This window comes from Arthrobacter sp. 24S4-2 (assembly GCF_005280255.1).
GTDB lineage: Bacteria > Actinomycetota > Actinomycetes > Actinomycetales > Micrococcaceae > Arthrobacter.
The window spans coordinates 1048910-1066766 of sequence record NZ_CP040018.1 but is presented as its reverse complement, the minus strand read 5'-3'; the positions used below and the strand labels follow the sequence as shown (position 1 = coordinate 1066766).

The 17857-nt window shown below is 67.8% G+C and carries 14 protein-coding genes and 3 pseudogenes; 11 read left to right on the top strand and 6 right to left on the bottom strand.

Annotation, left to right across the window (positions count from 1 at the left end; all coding sequences use genetic code 11):
• Positions 1-25 precede the first annotated feature (25 nt).
• Positions 26-853 carry a CPBP family intramembrane glutamic endopeptidase gene (locus FCN77_RS05005; RefSeq protein WP_137321379.1) on the top strand — a complete coding sequence of 276 codons (828 nt, stop codon included), beginning with the start codon at positions 26-28 and terminating at the stop codon, positions 851-853.
• Positions 854-861: 8 nt separating this feature from the next.
• On the top strand, positions 862-1476 hold the full coding sequence (locus FCN77_RS05000; protein WP_137321378.1) for a hypothetical protein: 615 nt from the start codon (positions 862-864) through the stop codon (positions 1474-1476).
• Here FCN77_RS05000 and FCN77_RS04995 read toward each other — a convergent pair.
• Positions 1473-2621, bottom strand: a complete 1149-nt coding sequence (locus tag FCN77_RS04995; RefSeq protein WP_254678849.1) for an adenosine deaminase — start codon at positions 2619-2621, stop codon at positions 1473-1475. The genes FCN77_RS05000 and FCN77_RS04995 overlap by 4 nt on opposite strands.
• 48 nt (positions 2622-2669) lie before the next feature.
• Here FCN77_RS04995 and FCN77_RS04990 point away from each other — a divergent pair.
• Both FCN77_RS04990 and FCN77_RS27330 read left to right on the top strand, forming a co-directional pair.
• Positions 2670-5278 (top strand): annotated as a pseudogene (locus FCN77_RS04990) (ABC transporter).
• 258 nt (positions 5279-5536) lie between these two features.
• A pseudogene (locus FCN77_RS27330) lies at positions 5537-6213 on the top strand (transglycosylase family protein).
• A 93-nt stretch (positions 6214-6306) separates the two neighbouring features.
• On the opposite strand, the gene FCN77_RS04980 reads toward FCN77_RS27330, so the two are convergent.
• Positions 6307-6879 carry a hypothetical protein gene (locus FCN77_RS04980; protein ID WP_137321377.1) on the bottom strand — a complete coding sequence of 191 codons (573 nt, stop codon included), beginning with the start codon at positions 6877-6879 and terminating at the stop codon, positions 6307-6309.
• A 206-nt stretch (positions 6880-7085) separates the two neighbouring features.
• Between FCN77_RS04980 and FCN77_RS04975 the strand changes: the two genes are divergently transcribed.
• The 5 genes from FCN77_RS04975 to FCN77_RS04955 all read left to right on the top strand — a co-directional run bounded on the left by FCN77_RS04975 (position 7086) and on the right by FCN77_RS04955 (position 10641).
• A complete protein-coding gene (locus tag FCN77_RS04975; protein ID WP_137321376.1) occupies positions 7086-7991 on the top strand; it encodes an MSMEG_6728 family protein in 906 nt (301 codons plus the stop codon).
• 36 nt (positions 7992-8027) lie between these two features.
• On the top strand, positions 8028-8945 hold the full coding sequence (locus FCN77_RS04970) for an NAD-dependent epimerase/dehydratase family protein (protein WP_137321375.1): 918 nt from the start codon (positions 8028-8030) through the stop codon (positions 8943-8945).
• Between the two features lie 50 nt (positions 8946-8995).
• Positions 8996-9403: a DUF1622 domain-containing protein gene (locus FCN77_RS04965; RefSeq protein ID WP_137321374.1), complete on the top strand. Its 408-nt coding sequence runs from the start codon at positions 8996-8998 to the stop codon at positions 9401-9403.
• 55 nt (positions 9404-9458) lie between these two features.
• Entirely contained in the window at positions 9459-10136 is a 678-nt protein-coding gene (locus FCN77_RS04960) for a DUF2071 domain-containing protein (protein ID WP_137324646.1), read from the top strand.
• A 160-nt stretch (positions 10137-10296) separates the two neighbouring features.
• Positions 10297-10641, top strand: coding sequence for a cupin domain-containing protein (locus FCN77_RS04955; protein ID WP_137321373.1), 345 nt, complete (start codon positions 10297-10299; stop codon positions 10639-10641).
• 30 nt (positions 10642-10671) lie between these two features.
• Here the strand turns inward: FCN77_RS04955 and FCN77_RS04950 are convergent, their stop codons facing one another.
• Both FCN77_RS04950 and FCN77_RS04945 read right to left on the bottom strand, forming a co-directional pair.
• A complete protein-coding gene (locus FCN77_RS04950; RefSeq protein ID WP_137321372.1) occupies positions 10672-12507 on the bottom strand; it encodes a gamma-glutamyltransferase family protein in 1836 nt (611 codons plus the stop codon).
• 188 nt (positions 12508-12695) lie between these two features.
• Positions 12696-15275: a Tex family protein gene (locus tag FCN77_RS04945; protein WP_137321371.1), complete on the bottom strand. Its 2580-nt coding sequence runs from the start codon at positions 15273-15275 to the stop codon at positions 12696-12698.
• 177 nt (positions 15276-15452) lie between these two features.
• On the opposite strand from FCN77_RS04945, the gene FCN77_RS04940 reads away from it, so the two are divergent.
• Positions 15453-15749, top strand: coding sequence for a hypothetical protein (locus FCN77_RS04940; protein WP_137324645.1), 297 nt, complete (start codon positions 15453-15455; stop codon positions 15747-15749).
• Positions 15750-15864: 115 nt separating this feature from the next.
• Here the strand turns inward: FCN77_RS04940 and FCN77_RS04935 are convergent, their stop codons facing one another.
• Together FCN77_RS04935 and FCN77_RS04930 are read right to left on the bottom strand one after the other, a co-directional pair.
• A complete protein-coding gene (locus tag FCN77_RS04935) occupies positions 15865-16302 on the bottom strand; it encodes a CBS domain-containing protein (protein ID WP_137321370.1) in 438 nt (145 codons plus the stop codon).
• Positions 16303-16523: 221 nt separating this feature from the next.
• Positions 16524-16984: pseudogene (locus tag FCN77_RS04930) on the bottom strand (nucleoside deaminase).
• A 195-nt stretch (positions 16985-17179) separates the two neighbouring features.
• Between FCN77_RS04930 and FCN77_RS27545 the strand changes: the two are divergent.
• Positions 17180-17845 (top strand): hypothetical protein, encoded by a 666-nt coding sequence (locus tag FCN77_RS27545; protein ID WP_368074314.1) that lies wholly within the window; start codon positions 17180-17182, stop codon positions 17843-17845.
• Positions 17846-17857: the final 12 nt, after the last annotated feature.

The window sequence follows — 17857 nt, the reverse complement described above, 5'->3', positions numbered from 1 at the left end:
CCCGCCCTGCTTGTCCGGAGCCGTCATGCCGCGCTTCCACAACTGGCTTCAGCACCACCGCCTCCCGGCCTTCTTCGTCCTGTCCTATGCGATTTCGTGGCTGTCCTGGCCCGTGTTTGCGCTGGGAATAATGCCCAGGATGGAGTTCCTGCCGATCGGTCCGCTGGCGGCGGCGCTCATTATGATCGGCCTCGCAGAAGGGCGTACGGGATACCGGGCATGGAGCCGGCGGATCCTGCGCTGGCGGGTGGGCTGGGCCTGGTACGCCGTCGCCCTGCTGCTGCCGGCGGTGCTGGTGCTGGTCACGGGCTCGGTCAACATGCTGCTCGGCGCCGCGGCACCGGGGTTGTCCCAGCTGACCGGGTCCGGGCTGCTGGTGGTGTTCGCGGTGCGCCTGGTCAACCCCATGGACGGGCCGCTCGGAGAAGAACCGGGCTTCCGCGGCTACGCCGTACCGCTGCTCCAGGCCAGCAGGCTGCCGCTGCAGGCAGCGGCGCTCCTCGGGTTTGTCGTGGCCTTCTGGCACCTGCCGCTGATCGTTTTCGGAGGGCTCAGCCTGATCGGCCTGCCCACAACCTTCGTCATCACGTTCCTGTACGTGTGGCTGTTCAACCGCACCGGCGGCAGCGTCCTGCTGACACTGCTCTGCCACAACAGCCAAGGCACCTTCACGGTGGGTTCCTACGGCTTCGCCGGTCCTGACGCCCAGCGTGCTGAGTTGATCTACTTTGTGGTGGTCGCCGCCGCGGTCCTCGGAACATTCCTGTTCGACCGCCCGGCCTGGCGCACGGCACCCAAGGAAGCGACCGACGTCGGCCCCCTGGCTGTGCGCTCCGACCGCGCCTCATCCTAGGAGGAATCGTGTCCTCACCGCTCGCTTCCAATGCCGGCCCGATAGCACTCGCGGCAGGCCTCACCTTTGCCGCCGTCGACATTTCACGGCTGCTCGCTGCCGACACCAGCAAGGAACGGATCGCGATGATGCGCGAAACGCCGTTCCAGATGGCCAACGCGCTGTATTTCGTGGTCTTCATCGGGTTGCTGGTCTGCGTCTACCTGAGGTTCCATGCCGACGCCGGGGCGCTGGGCGCCGTCGCCTTCTGTTTCGCCCTGGTGGGCACCATGGACATGGCCGGAAACATGTGGTTCGACGGCTTCGCTGGCCCCTGGATCGCCGACGTCGCACCCGAAGCCATCCTGGCGGGCGGCTCGGGAATGCTGGTGGTCGGCGGGTTCTCCAGCTATGTCCTGTTTGCCCTCGGCTGGATGGTTTTCGGGATCGCCGGATGGCGGGCACGCGTGTTCCCGGCATGGCTGGGCGCGGCATTCCTCGTGGCAGGCGTCCTGGGCTACAACGCGGGCCTGCCGCCGTACGGGATCCCGATCGGCCTGGCCATGGCGGCGCTGGGGTGGTGGATCACCAGCGGCACCCAGAGCGCCCGCAGCGTTGCCCGCCGCGACGAAGCGGCAGCCTAGGAGTAGCCCAGTTCCGCCAGCAGCTCGGCCTTGCGTTCGTCCGCCGCGAACGAGGACCGGATGGAGTTGGAGGCCAGCCGGACCCGGTCGAACTCGGAGAGTTCCAGCACGGTCTCCAGCTGGCCGAAGTTGTCGTCCACGTAGCCGCCGAAGTACGCCGGGTCGTCCGAGTTGACGCTGACGTTCAGGCCCGCAGCCAGCATGGCCGGCAACGGATGGTCCGCGAGGGTGTCCACGGCCCGTAGCCGCACATTGGACAGCGGGCAGACGGTCAGCGGCACCCGGTCCTCCACTAGCCGTTCCACCAGTTCGGGGTCCTCCATACAGCGGATGCCATGGTCAATCCGCTCCACGTCCAACAGTTCCAGGGCATCGATAATGTACGACGGCGGTCCCTCCTCGCCGGCGTGCGCGATCCGGTGCAGTCCCGCCTCCTTCGCCCTGGCAAACAGCCGCTCGAACTTCGCCGGCGGGTTGCCCACCTCGGCCGAATCCAGGCCGATGCCCGCGATCGGCGCGTTCATGGCCAGCAGCTGCTCCAGCACCTCAAGAGCGGATTGCTCGGACAGGTCGCGCAGGAACGCGGCGATGAGCAGGGTGGACACCCCGAACTCCTCCTCGGAGGTGGCCAGCACCGAGGCCACCCCGTTGACGCACGTCTCCAGGGAAACGCCGCGGGACACATGGGCCTGCGGGTCCATCATGATCTCCGCGTGCCGCACCCCGGCAGTTGCCGCCCTGGCAAGGTAGGCGCGGGTCATGTCCGCGAAGTCCTGTTCCGTCTGCAGCACGGCCATGTTGGCGTAGTACAGGTCCAGGAAGGACTGCAGGTCGGTGAACTCGTAGCGGGCGCGCAGCTCGTCCAGGTCCGCGTACGGCAACTGAATGCCGTTGCGTCCGGCCAGGGCGAAGATCAGCTCCGGCTCCAGCGTCCCCTCGATGTGGAGGTGCAGCTCGGCCACCGGCAACAGCTTGCTCGGTTCTTCGGCGTCGGAGCGCTCGGTGTCGGGCTGTTCGGCTTCGGAGCGCTCGGCGTCGGGCTGTTCGGCTTCGGAGCGCTCGGCGTCGGGCTGTTCGGTGTCGGATTGTTCTGCATGAGATTCAGGAGCATCGCTAAGTGCAGGCGCGCCGTCGTAAGTTTCCATCCGGTAAGGATATGCCCGCATCCCTCCGGCACCGATAGAGTCGGATGAATGCGAACTGAACAGCATGCTTCCGATTTGCCTTTCCTGGTTCCGGACCACACCACGGATGGTTTTGTCCGGGTGCGCGGGGCCCGTGAGAACAATCTCCGCAGCGTGAATGTGGACGTGCCCCGGGACGCCATCGTGGCGTTCACCGGTGTTTCGGGTTCAGGCAAGTCATCCCTCGCCTTCGGCACCATCTATGCCGAGGCCCAGCGCCGCTACTTCGAGTCCGTGGCCCCGTACGCGCGCCGGCTCATCCAACAGGGGCACAACCCCAAGGTGGAGATGATCACCGGGCTGCCTCCCGCCGTCGCCCTTCAGCAGCGGCGCGGCACGCCGAGCAGCCGCTCCACCGTGGGTACGGTGACCACCCTCTCGAACTCTCTGCGGATGCTGTTCTCCCGCGCCGGCTCCTACCCGCAGGGAATGGCGCAGCTGGATTCGGACGCCTTCTCACCCAATACCGCCGCCGGCGCCTGCCCTGTCTGCCACGGCCTGGGCATTGCCCACACCGTCAGCGAGGCCTCCCTGGTTCCGGACACGTCGCTGAGCATCGCCGACGGCGCCATCGCAGCCTGGCCGGGCGCGTGGCAGGGCAAGAACCTCCGCGACATCCTCAGCCACCTCGGCTACGACGTCCATACACTCTGGCGGAAGCTGCCGAAGAAGCACCGCGACTGGATTCTTTTCACCGAAGAACAGCCCGTGGTGGAGGTGACCCCGAAGCGTGACCGCGTGGCGAAGCCGTACAAGGGCCGCTTCTGGAGCGCCAAGAGCTACGTGCTGCACACCCTGGCCGACTCCAAGAGCGACACGATGCGCCAGCGCGTACTCCGCTTCATGGAAACGGGACCGTGCGGGCGCTGCGGCGGAAGCGGACTGACGCCCGAAGCCCTGTCAGTGACATTCGCGGGCCGCACGATCGCTGAGCTCAACGCCGTGCCCATGGCCGAACTGGCCGAGGTCATCCGGCCCACCACCAAGCTCACGGCCGCCGGGACCGCCAGCCGGGCCGCGGCTTCGGGCGAGACCAACGAAGTTGCCGTCGCCATCACCCGCGACCTCCTGCTGCGGATCACCGTCCTGCTGGAGCTGGGCCTGGGCTACCTCGCCCTGGGCCGGGCAACCCCCACGCTCTCCCCGGCGAAATGCAGCGGCTGCGGATCGCCACCCAGCTGCGCTCCGGTCTTTTCGGGGTGGTCTACGTGCTGGACGAACCGTCCGCCGGGCTCCATCCCGCCGATGCCGAGCCGCTCCAGGCCGTGCTCGAAGCGCTCAAATCCTCCGGGAATTCGGTGTTCGTGGTGGAGCACAACATGGACGTGGTCCGCCGCGCCGACTGGCTGGTGGACGTTGGCCCGCGAGCCGGTGAGGGCGGCGGCGAGATCCTGTACAGCGGCCCGGTGGCCGGGCTCGCGGGGGTGGACGCTTCCGTCACGCGCCCCTTCCTGTTCCCGGACGGGAACCACGGGAAGAACGACGGCGGTACTCGCCGCCAGAACGCCTCTGCCGGCAAAGCGGGGGTCAGGGAAGCCGACGGCTGGCTGGGGCTGAAGGGCATCAGCCGGCACAACCTCCGGGACCTCGACGCGGAGTTCCCGCTGGGCATCCTGACCGCTGTCACCGGCGTTTCGGGCTCGGGCAAGTCCACGCTGGTGAGCCAGGTCCTGGCCGATGTGGTGGGCGCGCGGCTGCACCCGGGACAGGGAGCGGAGACGGCTGCAGCGCAGGACGCGACGGACGCGTCCGATGCAGGGGGCGCCGGCGGGCCGCTGAAGGTGGGCGATACGGTGGGCGAAACGCTGGGCGAAACCAGCGGGCTGGACAGAATTGACCGGCTGGTGCGGGTGGACCAGAAACCGATCGGCCGCACGCCGCGGTCCAACCTGGCCACGTACACGGGGCTTTTCGACGCCGTGCGCAAGGAATTCGCCGCCACGGAGCAGGCGCGGGCCCGGGGCTTCGGCGCCGGACGGTTTTCCTTCAACGTGGCCGGCGGCCGCTGTGAGACATGCCTTGGCGAAGGTTTCGTGGCTGTGGAGCTCCTGTTCCTTCCCGGCAGCTACGGCCCCTGCCCCGAGTGCCAGGGGTCGCGCTACAACCCGGAAACCCTCGAGGTCACCTACAACGGCAAGAACGTGGCAGGGGTGCTGGCCATGACCGTGGACGCAGCCGCGGAGTTCCTGAAGGACGTTCCGGCTGCCGCCCGCAGCCTCCAAACGCTGCGGGACGTCGGCCTGGGCTATCTACGGCTGGGACAGCCCGCCACTGAACTGTCCGGCGGCGAGGCGCAGCGGATCAAGCTTGCCACCGAACTCCAGCGCGCCAGCAGGGGACACACGCTCTATCTGCTGGACGAGCCCACCACCGGCCTGCACCCCGCGGACGTCCAGCTGCTGATGGCCCAGCTGCACGGCCTGGTGGATGCCGGCAACACGGTCATCGTGGTGGAACACGAGATGGACGTGGTGGCCGCGGCCGACTGGGTAATCGATCTCGGCCCGGCCGGTGGCGACGCCGGCGGTGAGATCGTGGCCGCCGGAACGCCCGCCGCCGTCGCGCGTTCCAGGAAGAGCCGGACGGCGCCGTACCTGGCGACGGCGCTGGGCAGCTGACCGGCCTGGGCCGGCCCACGCCTCGCCCGATATCTATTTCGATTTGATAACGCGCCGGCGCTGTCCTAGCGTGGAACGAAGTCCCGCCAAGCGGGACACGAATGCCCGGTGCTGCCTCCACCAGTTACTGCCCGGCCGGCAGACACCGTATATGACCTCTAGTTTGTCAGGGGCGGGCAGTGGCGCGACAACGTCCGGGGACGGACCGAGCGCAGGTGGCCCTTCGGAGCATCCACCCACATGAACACTTCCACTCGCATGAACAAATCCAAACTGGGAACCGTTGCACGCCGCGGAGTCACATTGGCTGCCGTTTCGGCCGCTGGCCTCGCACTCTCCGCCACCGCCGCCACCGCGGCCACTCCCACCGCCACGAGCGCCAGCACCTGGGACGCCCTCGCCCAGTGCGAGAGCGGCGGCAACTGGAACACCAACACCGGCAACGGCTTCAGCGGCGGACTGCAGTTCACCACCGGCACGTGGGCCGCCTACGGCGGTGCCGGATCACCGACTGACGCCACCCGCGAGCAGCAGATCGCCGTCGCCGAGAACGTCCAGGCAAGCCAGGGCTGGGGAGCCTGGCCCGCGTGTGCGGCCAAGCTGGGCCTGAGCGGCGGGGGCGGCGCGCCTGCCCCGAGCGTTCCGGTCGCTCCGGCCCCACTGAAGTTTCGGTGCAGGCCGCCCAGGCTCCCGTGCAGGCCGCTTCCGCTGCTACGGCACCCGCGGCGGCACCGGTCCAGGCTGCACCGCGCCACGCAGCCGAGGTTCCGCTGAGTGGCGAGACCTACACCGTGGAGTCCGGCGACACCCTGAGCACCATCGCCGAAAAACTGAATATCGACGGCGGCTGGCAGACCCTCGCGGACGCCAACACGGACAGCATCGTTGATCCCGACCTGGTGTTCGAAGGACAGGTCCTGCAGCTGCCTGCCTAAGGCGCTCAGTATTTCAGCGGTACAGCGTTAACCACGACGCCGGAGCGTCCCCTTCTCGGGGAGCTCCGGCGTCGTTGTTGTTTCCAGTCAGGTTCAGGCAGCTTTGGGGAGTTCCCGGACGATCCGCACCGTCCAGGCGGAATCGTCGCTGGTGTCCAGGAGGGCCACGGTGCCGATGTGCAGATGCAGGGCCACGCGCTTGGCTGCGAGCAGTTCCAAGTAAAGGTGCTCGTTCATGCGCGCCGGCGAATCGATCACGAACTTCACGGCGTCGCGCACCTTGCGGTAGTTGTCGCTGCGCTCGCGGTGCAGGTGCAGCTCCAGGGAGTGGCGCTGGCGGACCTTGGGCTCATGCTTGTTCAGCCACGAAACGCCTGCATGCACACCGACCACAACGGCCAGGGATACGGCGTAGATCCACCAGCCGGTGGACAGGAGGAACAGGGGAAGGTTGGCGATGGCCACCACTGCGATGAACAGGCGGAGGGCAACGATGCGCCGAAGCGTGAGGGCGACAGAACCCATGGCGGCGAGGAAGCCGTGCTGCTCCTTGCGGGCCGCTTCCGGGTCCAGGGTGAACTCATCAAGCACCAGGATGCCGTTGGCTTCCGGGCTCAGCATTTGTCCGAACTTCGGAGTGAACGGAACTGCTTGCGTAAGTGTCATGTCGTATCTTCCGGAGGGTGGCTGAGGCGGGATTTGCTTGCGGTCATCTTAGTGAAATTGTAACCGTGTTGTCGCCACCGTCTCACCATACGGTCCAGTAGACTACGCCGCACCCCTTGCCAGCCGCTGACAGCATAGCAGCGTTTGCCGCTGCGCCGCCGCCGCCGGCATTTGGTCTGGGACCCCGGCACCTCCACACTTGAAGAATGCAGACTTTCCTTCCCTATCCAGATTTCCAGCAGAGCGCCGCGGTCCTGGACCGCGTCCGGCTCGGCAAGCAGCGTGTCGAGGCGCTGCAGACACTGCGTGCGCTGGTGATCCCGGAATACGGCTGGCAGTCGCACCCGGCCATCCGCATGTGGATGGGCCACGTCCCCGCCCTAACCATGTACGGCCTGGCTGTGGTGGATGAATGGATCGCCCGCGGCGGCGAAGACACCACCCGCGCCAAGATCATCGAATTCGCGCCGCAGGCGGACCACGCCGCCTACGCAGCCAAGATCCCCATGCCGCCATGGCTCGGCGAGCCGGACCTCCACCTCAGCCACCGCTCCCGGCTGCTGCAGAAGGAGCCGCGCTTCTATAGTGAGCTGTTCCCCGGAACGCCCGCGGACCTGGAGTACGTCTGGCCGGAGCCCAGGCACGAGTTCCTCCCCGAGGATCCGGTAGGCGACCGGCTCTGGATCCTGCGCGCCAACGTGGGAGACACCAGCCCGGAAAAGCTGGACACCATCAGCCTGCCGGAAGTTGGCCGCGCCGCGAAGGCCGCTGCCCAGTCCGAGGAATACGAGTTTGTCTACGCGGACTCCGGTGCCCGGCGCCCGGCCAAGAACCCCAAGAAACGGCCGCCCAAGCAGCTCGTGAAGAAGCCCACCCGGAAGCGCCAGCAGCAGGAGGAGGCCTTCCGCACGCTGCCCGGCAATTCGGCAGTCGCCGTCCCGTTCGACGGCGGCGCCACCTTCGCCGTGGGCAAGGTCCAGGGGCGCCCCATCACCGTGGACGGCCACTTCGCCCGGAATTTCCAGGTGACGGAGGTCGTGGACCGTGCGTCGTTCGACTACCCGGCCCTGCTGCAGGACCCGCGGCTGTTCTTCCCGATTCCTGCGCCCTAGCGAAGCCTTCGGTGCCGCTCTGGCAGACTGGCCCCTATGACTGTTCTCATGGCCGGCTGCGGCGATCTTGGCACCGAGGCCGGGCTGCGGTTCGCGGCCGCCGGCCACCGCGTAGTGGGCTGGCGGCGGTCGCCCGCGAAGCTTCCGGCCGTCATCGAAGGCGTCACGGCTGACCTGACCACGCTTCCGCTGCCGCCCGTTCCGGCGGACACCACCGCCGTCGTCGTCGCCGTTGCGGCCGACTCCCCCTCCGAGGCTGCCTACCGGGCCGCCTACGTGGACGGGCTGGCGAACGTGCTCGACGCGCTGGAGCGCACCCGCGGGCACGACGGCGTGGCGCTGCCTTCGCTGGTCCGGCGCGTGTTGTTCGTCTCCTCCACCGCCGTGTACGGCGACGCGGCGGGCGGCTGGGTGGATGAAACCACGACGCCGGAACCCGGCGGATTCTCCGGCCGCATCATCCGCGAGGCCGAGGAGCTGTTGCTGGAGCGGCTGCGCGGAACCGGGATCACTCCTACGGTGCTGCGGCTGGGCGGCATCTACGGCCCCGGCCGGACACGCCTCATCGACCAGGTGCGCGGCGGATCGGCGGTGACTCCGGCGGAGCCCCGCTACACGAACCGCATCCACCGCGACGACGCCGCGGCGGCCATCGTGCACCTCTGCACCATGGCCGCAGATCCGGATCCTGTGTATCTCGGCGTGGACGACGACCCGGCTGAGCTCGGCGAGGTCCAGCGGTTCCTGGCCTCCGAGCTGGGACTCCCCCAGCCGCCGTCGGCCGCTGCAGGTAACTCCGGAGTCGCGGGAGCAGGTAGCGGCGAGCCGGCCCGCGGCGGGAACAAGCGCTGCAGCAACAAACTGCTCCGCAGCACCGGGTTCGAGTTCGCCTACCCCACTTTCCGTGAGGGGTACCGCGCCATCCTGGCCGGTGAAGGCGTCCGGCACCCGTGATGTTGATCTTTGTGTCCAAAGTTGTAGCCGAAGGCCTGTAAAGGGGAACAGTGGATTTTCAGCACATTATCGAGACGGTCGGCAGGTTCATGGACTTTGCCGGCGTCGCCGTCATGGTGGCCGGTGCGCTCGTCTCCATCCCCATGGCCCTGCGCGGTTTCCAGCCCCGACGCCGGCCGGAAGGCTCCGAACCGCTGTCCGTCTACCGCTCCTACCGGCAGCTGCTGGGCCGGTCCATCCTGCTGGGCCTTGAGCTACTGGTGGCGGCGGACATTATCCGGACGGTTGCGGTCACGCCCACGTTCGAAAGTGTGGGGGTGCTGGCGATCATCGTGCTCATCCGGACCTTCCTGAGCTTCTCGCTGGAGCTGGAAATCACCGGCCGCTGGCCCTGGCAAAAGCAGCCCGCCGGCGCCACGGCCCCAGCCGGCTCGCCGAGCCCCTCACCTGCGGGCTGAAGTGGATTTCCGTGACCCGTGGCCGGATCCGCCCGGGCTGCCCTCCCCCGTGATCATGGACCAGCGGTGGACCGATGCAGTGTTCCTGCATTGGCGCATTCCCGAAGCGGCGGCGGCGGCGTTCATGCCGCCCGGGGTGGTGCCGGACGTTTTCGACGGCTCGGCATGGGTGGGGCTGATCGGCTTCCGCATGCAGAAAGCGGGGATCGGCCGTGGCCCCGGAGTGCCGTTCTTCGGGGATTTCAATGAGGTCAACGTCCGGCTGTATTCGCGGGAGTCCGACGGCACCAGGGGCGTGGTCTTCCTGAGCCTGGACGCTGACCGGTTGGCCGTGGTGCTGGCCGCACGCGCGGCCGGAATTCCGTATGTGTGGTCGCATGCCCGCTTCCGTCCAGCCCACGCCGGCAGCCCGTCTACCGGCTATTCAGTGCGGCGGTTCCGGCGCGGGGCCGGAAGCGACTTCGCGGTTGTCCCGGCGCTGGACGACGTCGCGGCGGATCCGCTGTCCGTCCACCTCACGGCCAGGTTCGGCCTGCACTCCCGCTTCCGTGACCGCACGCTGTACATCCCGAACACCCATTCGCCGTGGCCGCTCTACCAGGCTGAACTGACGGTGCTTGAGGACGGGTTGATCGGCGCCGCCGGACTCGATGTGGCGGGTCCGCCCGAGTCCGTGCTGTTCTCCCCCGGCGTCCGGACCCAGTTTGGACGTCCGCGCGTGCTCAGGGCGTGAGCGGGCGGGAATAGCCGGGCGGGCCGCAAGTGTCCGTTGGCGCCAGCTCGGCACCGCATAGCAGGTGAAGTCGGGCGCCCGCCCTGCAAGAATCAGAGGCAAGGGCCGGCTGGGCGTGGACCATCAGCAATAGGCCTGGACTTGCAGAGAAGAGAGCACAATGAGCAACGAACAGGTGGCACCTGAGACGAGAGGTGTCACGGTGGAGGTACTTGCAACGGTTGACCTTGCCCGCGAGATCGAGGGCATGGAACGGCGCCAACTTCGAATGCGGATGGTGACCATCGAGCCCGGAGGCGTCTTCGGCCCGATTCACGACCACAAAGGCCGGCCTGGCACCGTTTACATTTTGCAGGGAACGATCACTGACCATCGAAACGGCGTCGCCACGGACTATGGGCCGGGAGTGGGATGGCCCGAGGATCGGAACACGACCCACTGGCTCGAGAACAGGGGAACGATTCCGGCGGTGGAGATCTCGGTCGATATCGTCACGCAAGAGTGAATCCAGTAGCACTTCGGCCACTGTAAACCGCTACCTCCCCACTGCGTAGCCCTGCGCACCGCGCGGGTTCGCTGCGCCCTGCAGGACTCCCGTCCGGGGATCACGCACGACGGCGGACAACCGTCCCAGCGTCCAGTCGCCAGCGCGTGTGATCCGGTGGCCGCGGCGCTCCAGCCCGGCTATGACAGCATCGCCCAGACGGTCCTCCACCACCGCGCCGCCCGGCTCCCAGATGCGTGGCCAGAACGACCCGGGCACCGACGTCGTATGGAAGGCCGGCGCATCGATGGCCTGCTGCGGCGAATAGCCGCCCACAATGGTCCGCAGGAGATAGGGCAGCTGCCACTGGTCCTGCTGGTCGCCACCGGGTGAGCCCAGCGCAGTCACAGCTTCGCCGTTCCTCAGCACCAGCGTCGGCGTCAGCGTGGTCCGGGGACGCTTCCCCGGCGTCAGCGTGGACGGCGTTCCGGGCTCGAGCCAGGTCATCTGCAGCCGCGTGCCCAGGCAGAATCCCAGCTCGGGAATCGCCGGGGACGACTGCAGCCAGCCGCCTGAAGGAGTCGCCGAGATCATGTTTCCCCAGCGGTCCACAACGTCGAGATGGCACGTGTCGCCGCGCGTTTCGCCGGTGGCCAGCACCGTCGGCTCCCCCACGCCGGCGCTGGCGCCAGCCCCGCGAAGCCCCGGCCCGCCGTCGTCGTTCGCGAGCGCCGGCGGCACATATTCCGTCCGCAGCGGCGGGCGGAAGGGCTCCCGTCCCGGAACCCGGCCGGGCCGGAACTCGGGCGAGGCCCGCTCCGTGATCAGGGCGCGGCGCGTCTCGGTGTACTCGGCGGACAGCAGGTAATCCAGCGGAACGTCCGTATCGCCGTAGTAGGCCTCCCGGTCGGCGAGCGCCAGCTTTTGCGCCTCGAGGATGGTGTGCGCGCCGAGTTCGCTGGAAGGGTCCAGGCATTCGTCGGGGAACCCGTCCAGGATCGCGAGGGTCTGCAGCAGTGCCGGACCCTGCCCCCACGGGCCCGTCTTCGCTATCGTGTGGCCACGGAATTCGAAGGTGGCGGCGTCCTCGTAACCCGCCTCGAAGGCTGCCAGATCACTCATGGCCAGCACCCCCTGATGGTCCGTGCCGGAGGAATGCCTGTGCGGGGCCTGCACGGACTGCACCATGGCCTTCGCCACGAATCCTTCGCGCCATTCCCGGCGTGCGCCGTCGATGCGCGCTTCCCGCGTGGACTCAGCGGCTCCCGCCTCCACCAGCCTGCGAAGGGTCTTTGCGTAGGCCGGGTTCCGCACCAGTTCCCCTGCGGCCGGAATCTTCCCCCCCGGCATCCACAGCGCAGCTGACGTGGGCCAGTGCTCCCGGAACAGCTCGGAAACTGCCGCGATGGTGGCGCCAACGCGCCCCAGCACCGGATGGCCATCCCGGGCATACCCGATCGCAAACTCCAGCACCGCCTGCAACTCCCACGTACCGTGGTCCCGCAGCAGCAGGAGCCAGGCGTCGACGGAGGCGGGCACCGCCGCGGCCAGGGCCCCTGACCCCGGGACGAGTTCCAGGCCTTCGGATCTGTAGTGCTCGGGCGTCGCACCCGCCGGCGCGGGTCCCTGCCCCATGAGCACCACAGGTTTGCCGGGCTCCGCGGCGGTGACGAACACACCGGCCATGTCCCCGCCCGGGCCGTTCAGATGCGGCTCGACAACGTGCAGCACAAACGCGGCCGCAGTAGCGGCGTCGAACGCGTTCCCGCCGCGTTCCAACACGGACTGGGCGGTGGCCGTCGCGATCCAGTGCGTGGAGGCACTCATGCCAAAGGTGCCTTGCAGCGTTGGGCGGGTGGTGAAGCTTCCGGGACGCGTGAAAGTCATGAAGACCACTGTAGCCACGGCCTGCAGCCGGACCACGCTTACTCGCCAGACCGGAAAACCCTCCGCACCGGGCTGCTTACAAAGCACAAGCTATTTCGCGGGCACGCCTACCCCGAGGTCCGCGAACCAGCGCTGATCCGAGCTGCCGGCGTTCCGGGCGGGCTGAGCCCCTGGGAGTTCAGTGCCGACTACTTGCCGAGACCCGCCTTGCGGAGCGCTTCGGCCATGGCAGTGTTCACCGGTGCGGCCTTCGTTGGGGCAGTCTTGGGCGGCAGCGTCCGCTTTGTTTCGGCTTTATCGTTCCGGGGCCGGCTGTCGTTCCGCGCTGGCCGGCTGTCGTTCCGGGCGGGCTGACCGCCGGAACCCTGCCGCTGCGCGCCGCTCCCCTGCCGCCCACCGGACGCGTCGCGGCCGCCGGAACTTTGCCTGCCGCCGGAAGGTGCCGGTTCGTCGTCGAGCCTCAACGTGAGCGAGATGCGCTTCCGCTCGGGGTCTGCCTCCAGCACCTTGACGCGCACCACCTGCCCGGACTTGACCACCTCGCGCGGATCGGACACAAAGCGGTTGGCCAGCGCGGACACGTGGACCAGTCCGTCCTGGTGCACCCCGACGTCGACAAACGCGCCGAACGCAGCCACGTTCGTCACGGTTCCCTCCAGGATCATCCCGGGCCGGAGGTCGGAGATCTTCTCGATCCCTTCCGAGAACTTGGCCGCCGCAAAGGCCGGCCGCGGATCCCTGCCGGGTTTCTCGAGCTCGGCAATGATGTCCTGCACCGTGGGCAGCCCAAAGGCGCCCTCAACGAAGTCCTGCGCGTTGAGCGAAGCGAGGCTGCCTGCACCCGGCCCGCCAAAAGCTGCCTTGCCGGCAGTTGCTTTGCCGCCTGCGGCGGCGAGGATCTTCCGCGCCACCGGGTACGCCTCAGGGTGCACGCTGGATGCGTCCAGCGGCTCCGCCCCGCCGGTGATCCGAAGGAAGCCGGCGCACTGCTCGAACGCCTTGGCACCCAACCGCGGCACCTTCTTCAGCTCACTGCGCTTGGCGAACGGGCCGTGCTCGTTGCGGTACGCCACGATGTTCTCGCTCAGCAGCGGCCCGACGCCGGCCACGCGGCTCAGCAGCGCGGGCGACGCCGTGTTGACGTCCACGCCCACGGCGTTCACGCAGTCCTCCACCACGGCATCCAGGCTGCGGTCCAGTTTCGCGGCCGTGACGTCGTGCTGGTACTGCCCGACGCCGATCGACTTCGGCTCGATCTTCACCAGCTCGGCCAGCGGGTCCTGCAGGCGCCGGGCGATGGACACCGCGCCGCGCAGGGAAACATCCATGCCGGGCAGCTCGGCTGCAGCCAGCGCCGATGCCGAGTACACGGATGCTCCGGCCTCGGACACCACGAGCTTTTCCGGCAGCCGGGTTCCGGCAGCCCCGGTGCCCGCCTGCCCCGCCGCGGACCCGGACTCGGCGGAAAGCTTCTTGATCAGTTCAAGGGCGAGTTTGTCGGTCTCCCGCGACGCGGTCCCGTTGCCGATCGCCACGAGTTCGACGGTATGCTGACGCGCCAGCTTGACCAGCGCGGCCAAGGCTTCGTCCCACTTCCGCGCCGGGGCGTGCGGGTAGACGGTGTCCGTGGCCACCACCTTGCCCGTTCCGTCCACTACGGCCACCTTCACGCCTGTCCGGAGTCCCGGGTCGAGTCCGAGGGTTGCCCGGTTGCCCGCGGGTGCAGCCAGCAGCACGTCGCGGAGGTTGGCGGCGAAAACCCGCACCGCTTCGTCCTCGGCGGCGGAGAACATCCGCCCCCGGAGGTCAGCCGTCAGCCTGGCCAGCACCCGCGAGCGCCACGCCACCTGCGCGGTCTGCAGGAGCCATTCGTCGGCGGGCCGGCCGCGGTCCGCGACCCCGAGGAACCTGGCCACGGCTGATTCGTACTGGCCGCGGGCGGCGGCCAGGGCGGCGTCGTCGGACGGTTCCGCCTCGGCGAGATCCAGCTCCAGCACTCCGTCCTTTTCCCCGCGGAGCAGCGCCAGGACCCGGTGCGACGGCATTCCGGCAGGCGACTGCGAAAACTCGAAGTAATCCTTGAACTTCTGCCCCTCGGCTTCCTGCCCCTTCTTCACCCGGGACACCATCCGGCCCTGGGTCCAGAGCCGTTCACGGAGGGTCGCGGCAAGGTCAGGGTCCTGCGCCACGCGCTCCACCAGGATGGACCGGGCGCCCGCAAGTGCCGCCGCGGCGTCGTCGATGGAATGTTCAGCGTTCAGGTACTTGGCCGCCTCCCGCTCCGGGTCCAGTTCCGGCCGCTTGAGCAGGGCGTCGGCGAGCGGCTCGAGCCCCGCCTCACGGGCGATCTGCGCCTTGGTGCGCCGCTTGGTCTTGAACGGAAGGTAGATGTCTTCCAGCCGGGATTTTGTGTCGGCGCCGACGACGGCGGCCCGCAGTTCCGGGGTCAGTTTGCCCTGCGAGGCGATCGCCTCCAGGACAGTCCGACGGCGGTCCTCCAGGTCGCGGAGGTAGCGCAGGCGCTCCTCGAGCTCGCGGAGCTGCGTGTCGTCCAGCGTCCCGGTGGCCTCCTTGCGGTACCGGGCGATGAAGGGGACCGTTGACCCGCCGTCGAGCAGGTCCACCGCGGCCCGCACCTGCCAGGCCTTCACGCCCAGTTCGCCGGCAATCTGGGCCGCAATCTGTTCCGCAACGGCGTCGGCGGTCTTTCCAACGGGCTTGCCCCCAGGCGTTCCGGCTCTCTCGCCGGCGGTTTGGCCGGCCGACATGGCATCCGGAGTTGCAGGGGACGGGACTGGCGCTGCGGGATGTGGTTCACCCAGAACATTTTGCCTTACCGGACCGACATTATGGCCCGCGGAACGGAAGATTGGGTCTACCGGGCCCGGGGCATAAGTGATGTAGTGGCAGATAAGCAGGCCAGCAACCAACGGAGGCGGTCCACCATGCAGGAGTTGCTCATCATCCTTCAGGGCGGCTTTGAGGAGGACAATGTCACGGTCTACGTCAACGGCAAGCAGGCCCGTCGCGACACCGATCTCTCCACCAATCCGTTGTTGGGCATAGCGGAGGAAGTCGCGATCGAGCTTCCGGCGCGCGGGGCCACCATCGGCGTCGAAGTCACCAGCCGGGGCCTCGCCGGCGGCGTGAAACTCAGCGGCAGGCCGAAGAGCGTCCTCGTGTCCATCGAGGACGGCAAACTGGTGATTCAGGAGGGAACCGGACGCGAGGCCTTCCTGTAGCTTTGCGGTCAACGGAGACCCTGTGCAAGGAAGTGACGGCAGGCAAGGGACAAGCGCCGCGACCGGTTCGCGGCGCTTGGGTCAGTTCGCTTGGGTCAGTTGCATACGTGCGGCACTAGGCCATGTTCTCCATGCGGGTCCTGGCCGAAACGTGTTCCACCAGTTCGCCGACGCGCGCTTCCGAGTAGTTGCGTGCAATGTCGCCCTGGCTGATGATGCCCACCAGCTTGTGATCGGAAATGACAGGCAGGCGCCTGACCTGGTACTGCTCCATCACTGCGATGGCTTCGTCGATGTTGGCGTCAGCATCGATCCAGCGGGGAGTGCCCTGGGCCAGGTCGATGGCCCTGGCCTCCCTGGCGTCCAGGCCCTCGGCAACGCACCTGAGTACGATGTCGCGGTCCGTGATGAGTCCCTTGAGTTTGCCGTCGCTGCCGCAGATCGGCAGCGAACCACAGTCAAGGTCGCGCATCATTACGGCGGCTTCCTGCAGTGTCTGGTCTTCCTTGACGCACTGGGCGCTAGTAGTCATGAATTCACGTACGACGCTCATCAGTCCTCCTTCATCGGTTGGGGTTCGACGCAGGGACCTTCGGCTCCGGCGCCGATGCTGTCAGCCTACGCCCGGGCAAACGCCCTGACTAGGCTGAATCATGGTTCGCCGGACGGCGGAACCGGACGGCGCGCGCGGGGCCGGTTTGGGCTCCGTCTGGAGTTCAAAAAGGGGCGTGCTCCAGCTCGTTTCAATGCCGTCTTGCCTCAGATGACGTCCGCCTACTCGGCGATGTCTTCCGCCCATAGATCCGGGTAGTCGTGCTGGAAGCTGAGCATCATGTCCACGCAGCGTTGGTCGTCCAGCACCACCACTTCCACACCGCGGGAGCGCAGGAGATCGAATTCGCCCGGGAACGTCCTGGCCTCGCCCACCACCACCTTCGGAATTTTGAACTGGATGATGGTCCCGGTGCACATCGCGCACGGGGCAAGGGTGGTGTAGAGCGTGGTGTCCCGGTAGCTCTTCTGCCGGCCAGCTGCCCGCAATGCCGACATCTCCCGTGTGCGATCGGATCGCCGTGCTGCACCCGCTCGTTGTGGCCGCTCGCGATCACCGCGCTCCCCCTCGCCAGGGCCGCTCCGATGGGGATGCCGCCTTGGCTGAGGCTCTGCTGCGCGGCCCGGACAGCGGCCTCGAAAGCGGCCTCGTCGTAAGAAGCAGTGGCATTTTGCTCGGTCATGTTCCCCAGTCCGGTAGTTGGTGTTCGGATGCGTCGCCGTCCCGGGACGCTCGAGTCTTCAGTTCAGACGCGTTCCTCAGACCCTACGCTGGCGGTGCGGGCCCGGGCCAGGCCTCCGCTTGCAGCCAATTCCATCAATACTGTCAGAGGGCTTTGGTAGCTTGAGAATAAGACATCAACGGCAACGGGGGCGCAGTGTTTCTACTTGAATCGGAAGCTCCGGATCTTGCACAGGATCTGGTCTTCTCTGCGAGCGACCTCGTTATCGCGGCCACGTGCGAGTACCAGTTGCTGCGCAAGCTGGACGAAAAACTGGGCCGGTCGCCCAAAGCGGAGTTCGAGCCCGACGAGATGCTTGCCCGCACCGCGAAACTAGGTGACGTCCACGAGCACAAGGTCCTCGCCAAGTTCCTGGACCGGTTCGGCACGTGGGATCCGGCCACCGGACGCGGCGTGTACGACGTCGCGGCCGCCACCGCGATGGACCGCACCAGCCTGCAGGCCAAGCATGCCGAATCCATCAATGCGCTGCGCGCAGGCGCGGACGTCGTGTTCCAGGCGGCCTTCTTCGACGGCAGGTTCCACGGGCGGTCCGATTTCCTGGTCAAACAGGACGACGGAAGTTACGCCGTCTACGACACCAAACTGGCGCGCCATGCCAAGGTGACGGCGCTGCTGCAGCTTGCCGCCTACGGCGACCAGCTGCTGCACGCAGGCATTACCCCGGACCCCGCCGTAACGCTGATCCTGGGCGCTACGGTGGCAACTCCCGGGGCGGATTCGACTACGTCCGGAGCAGCCATAGGCTGGCGGACATCCTGCCGGTCTTCCGCGAGCGGCGGGGCAGGTTTCTTGCGCTGACGGCCGGGCACC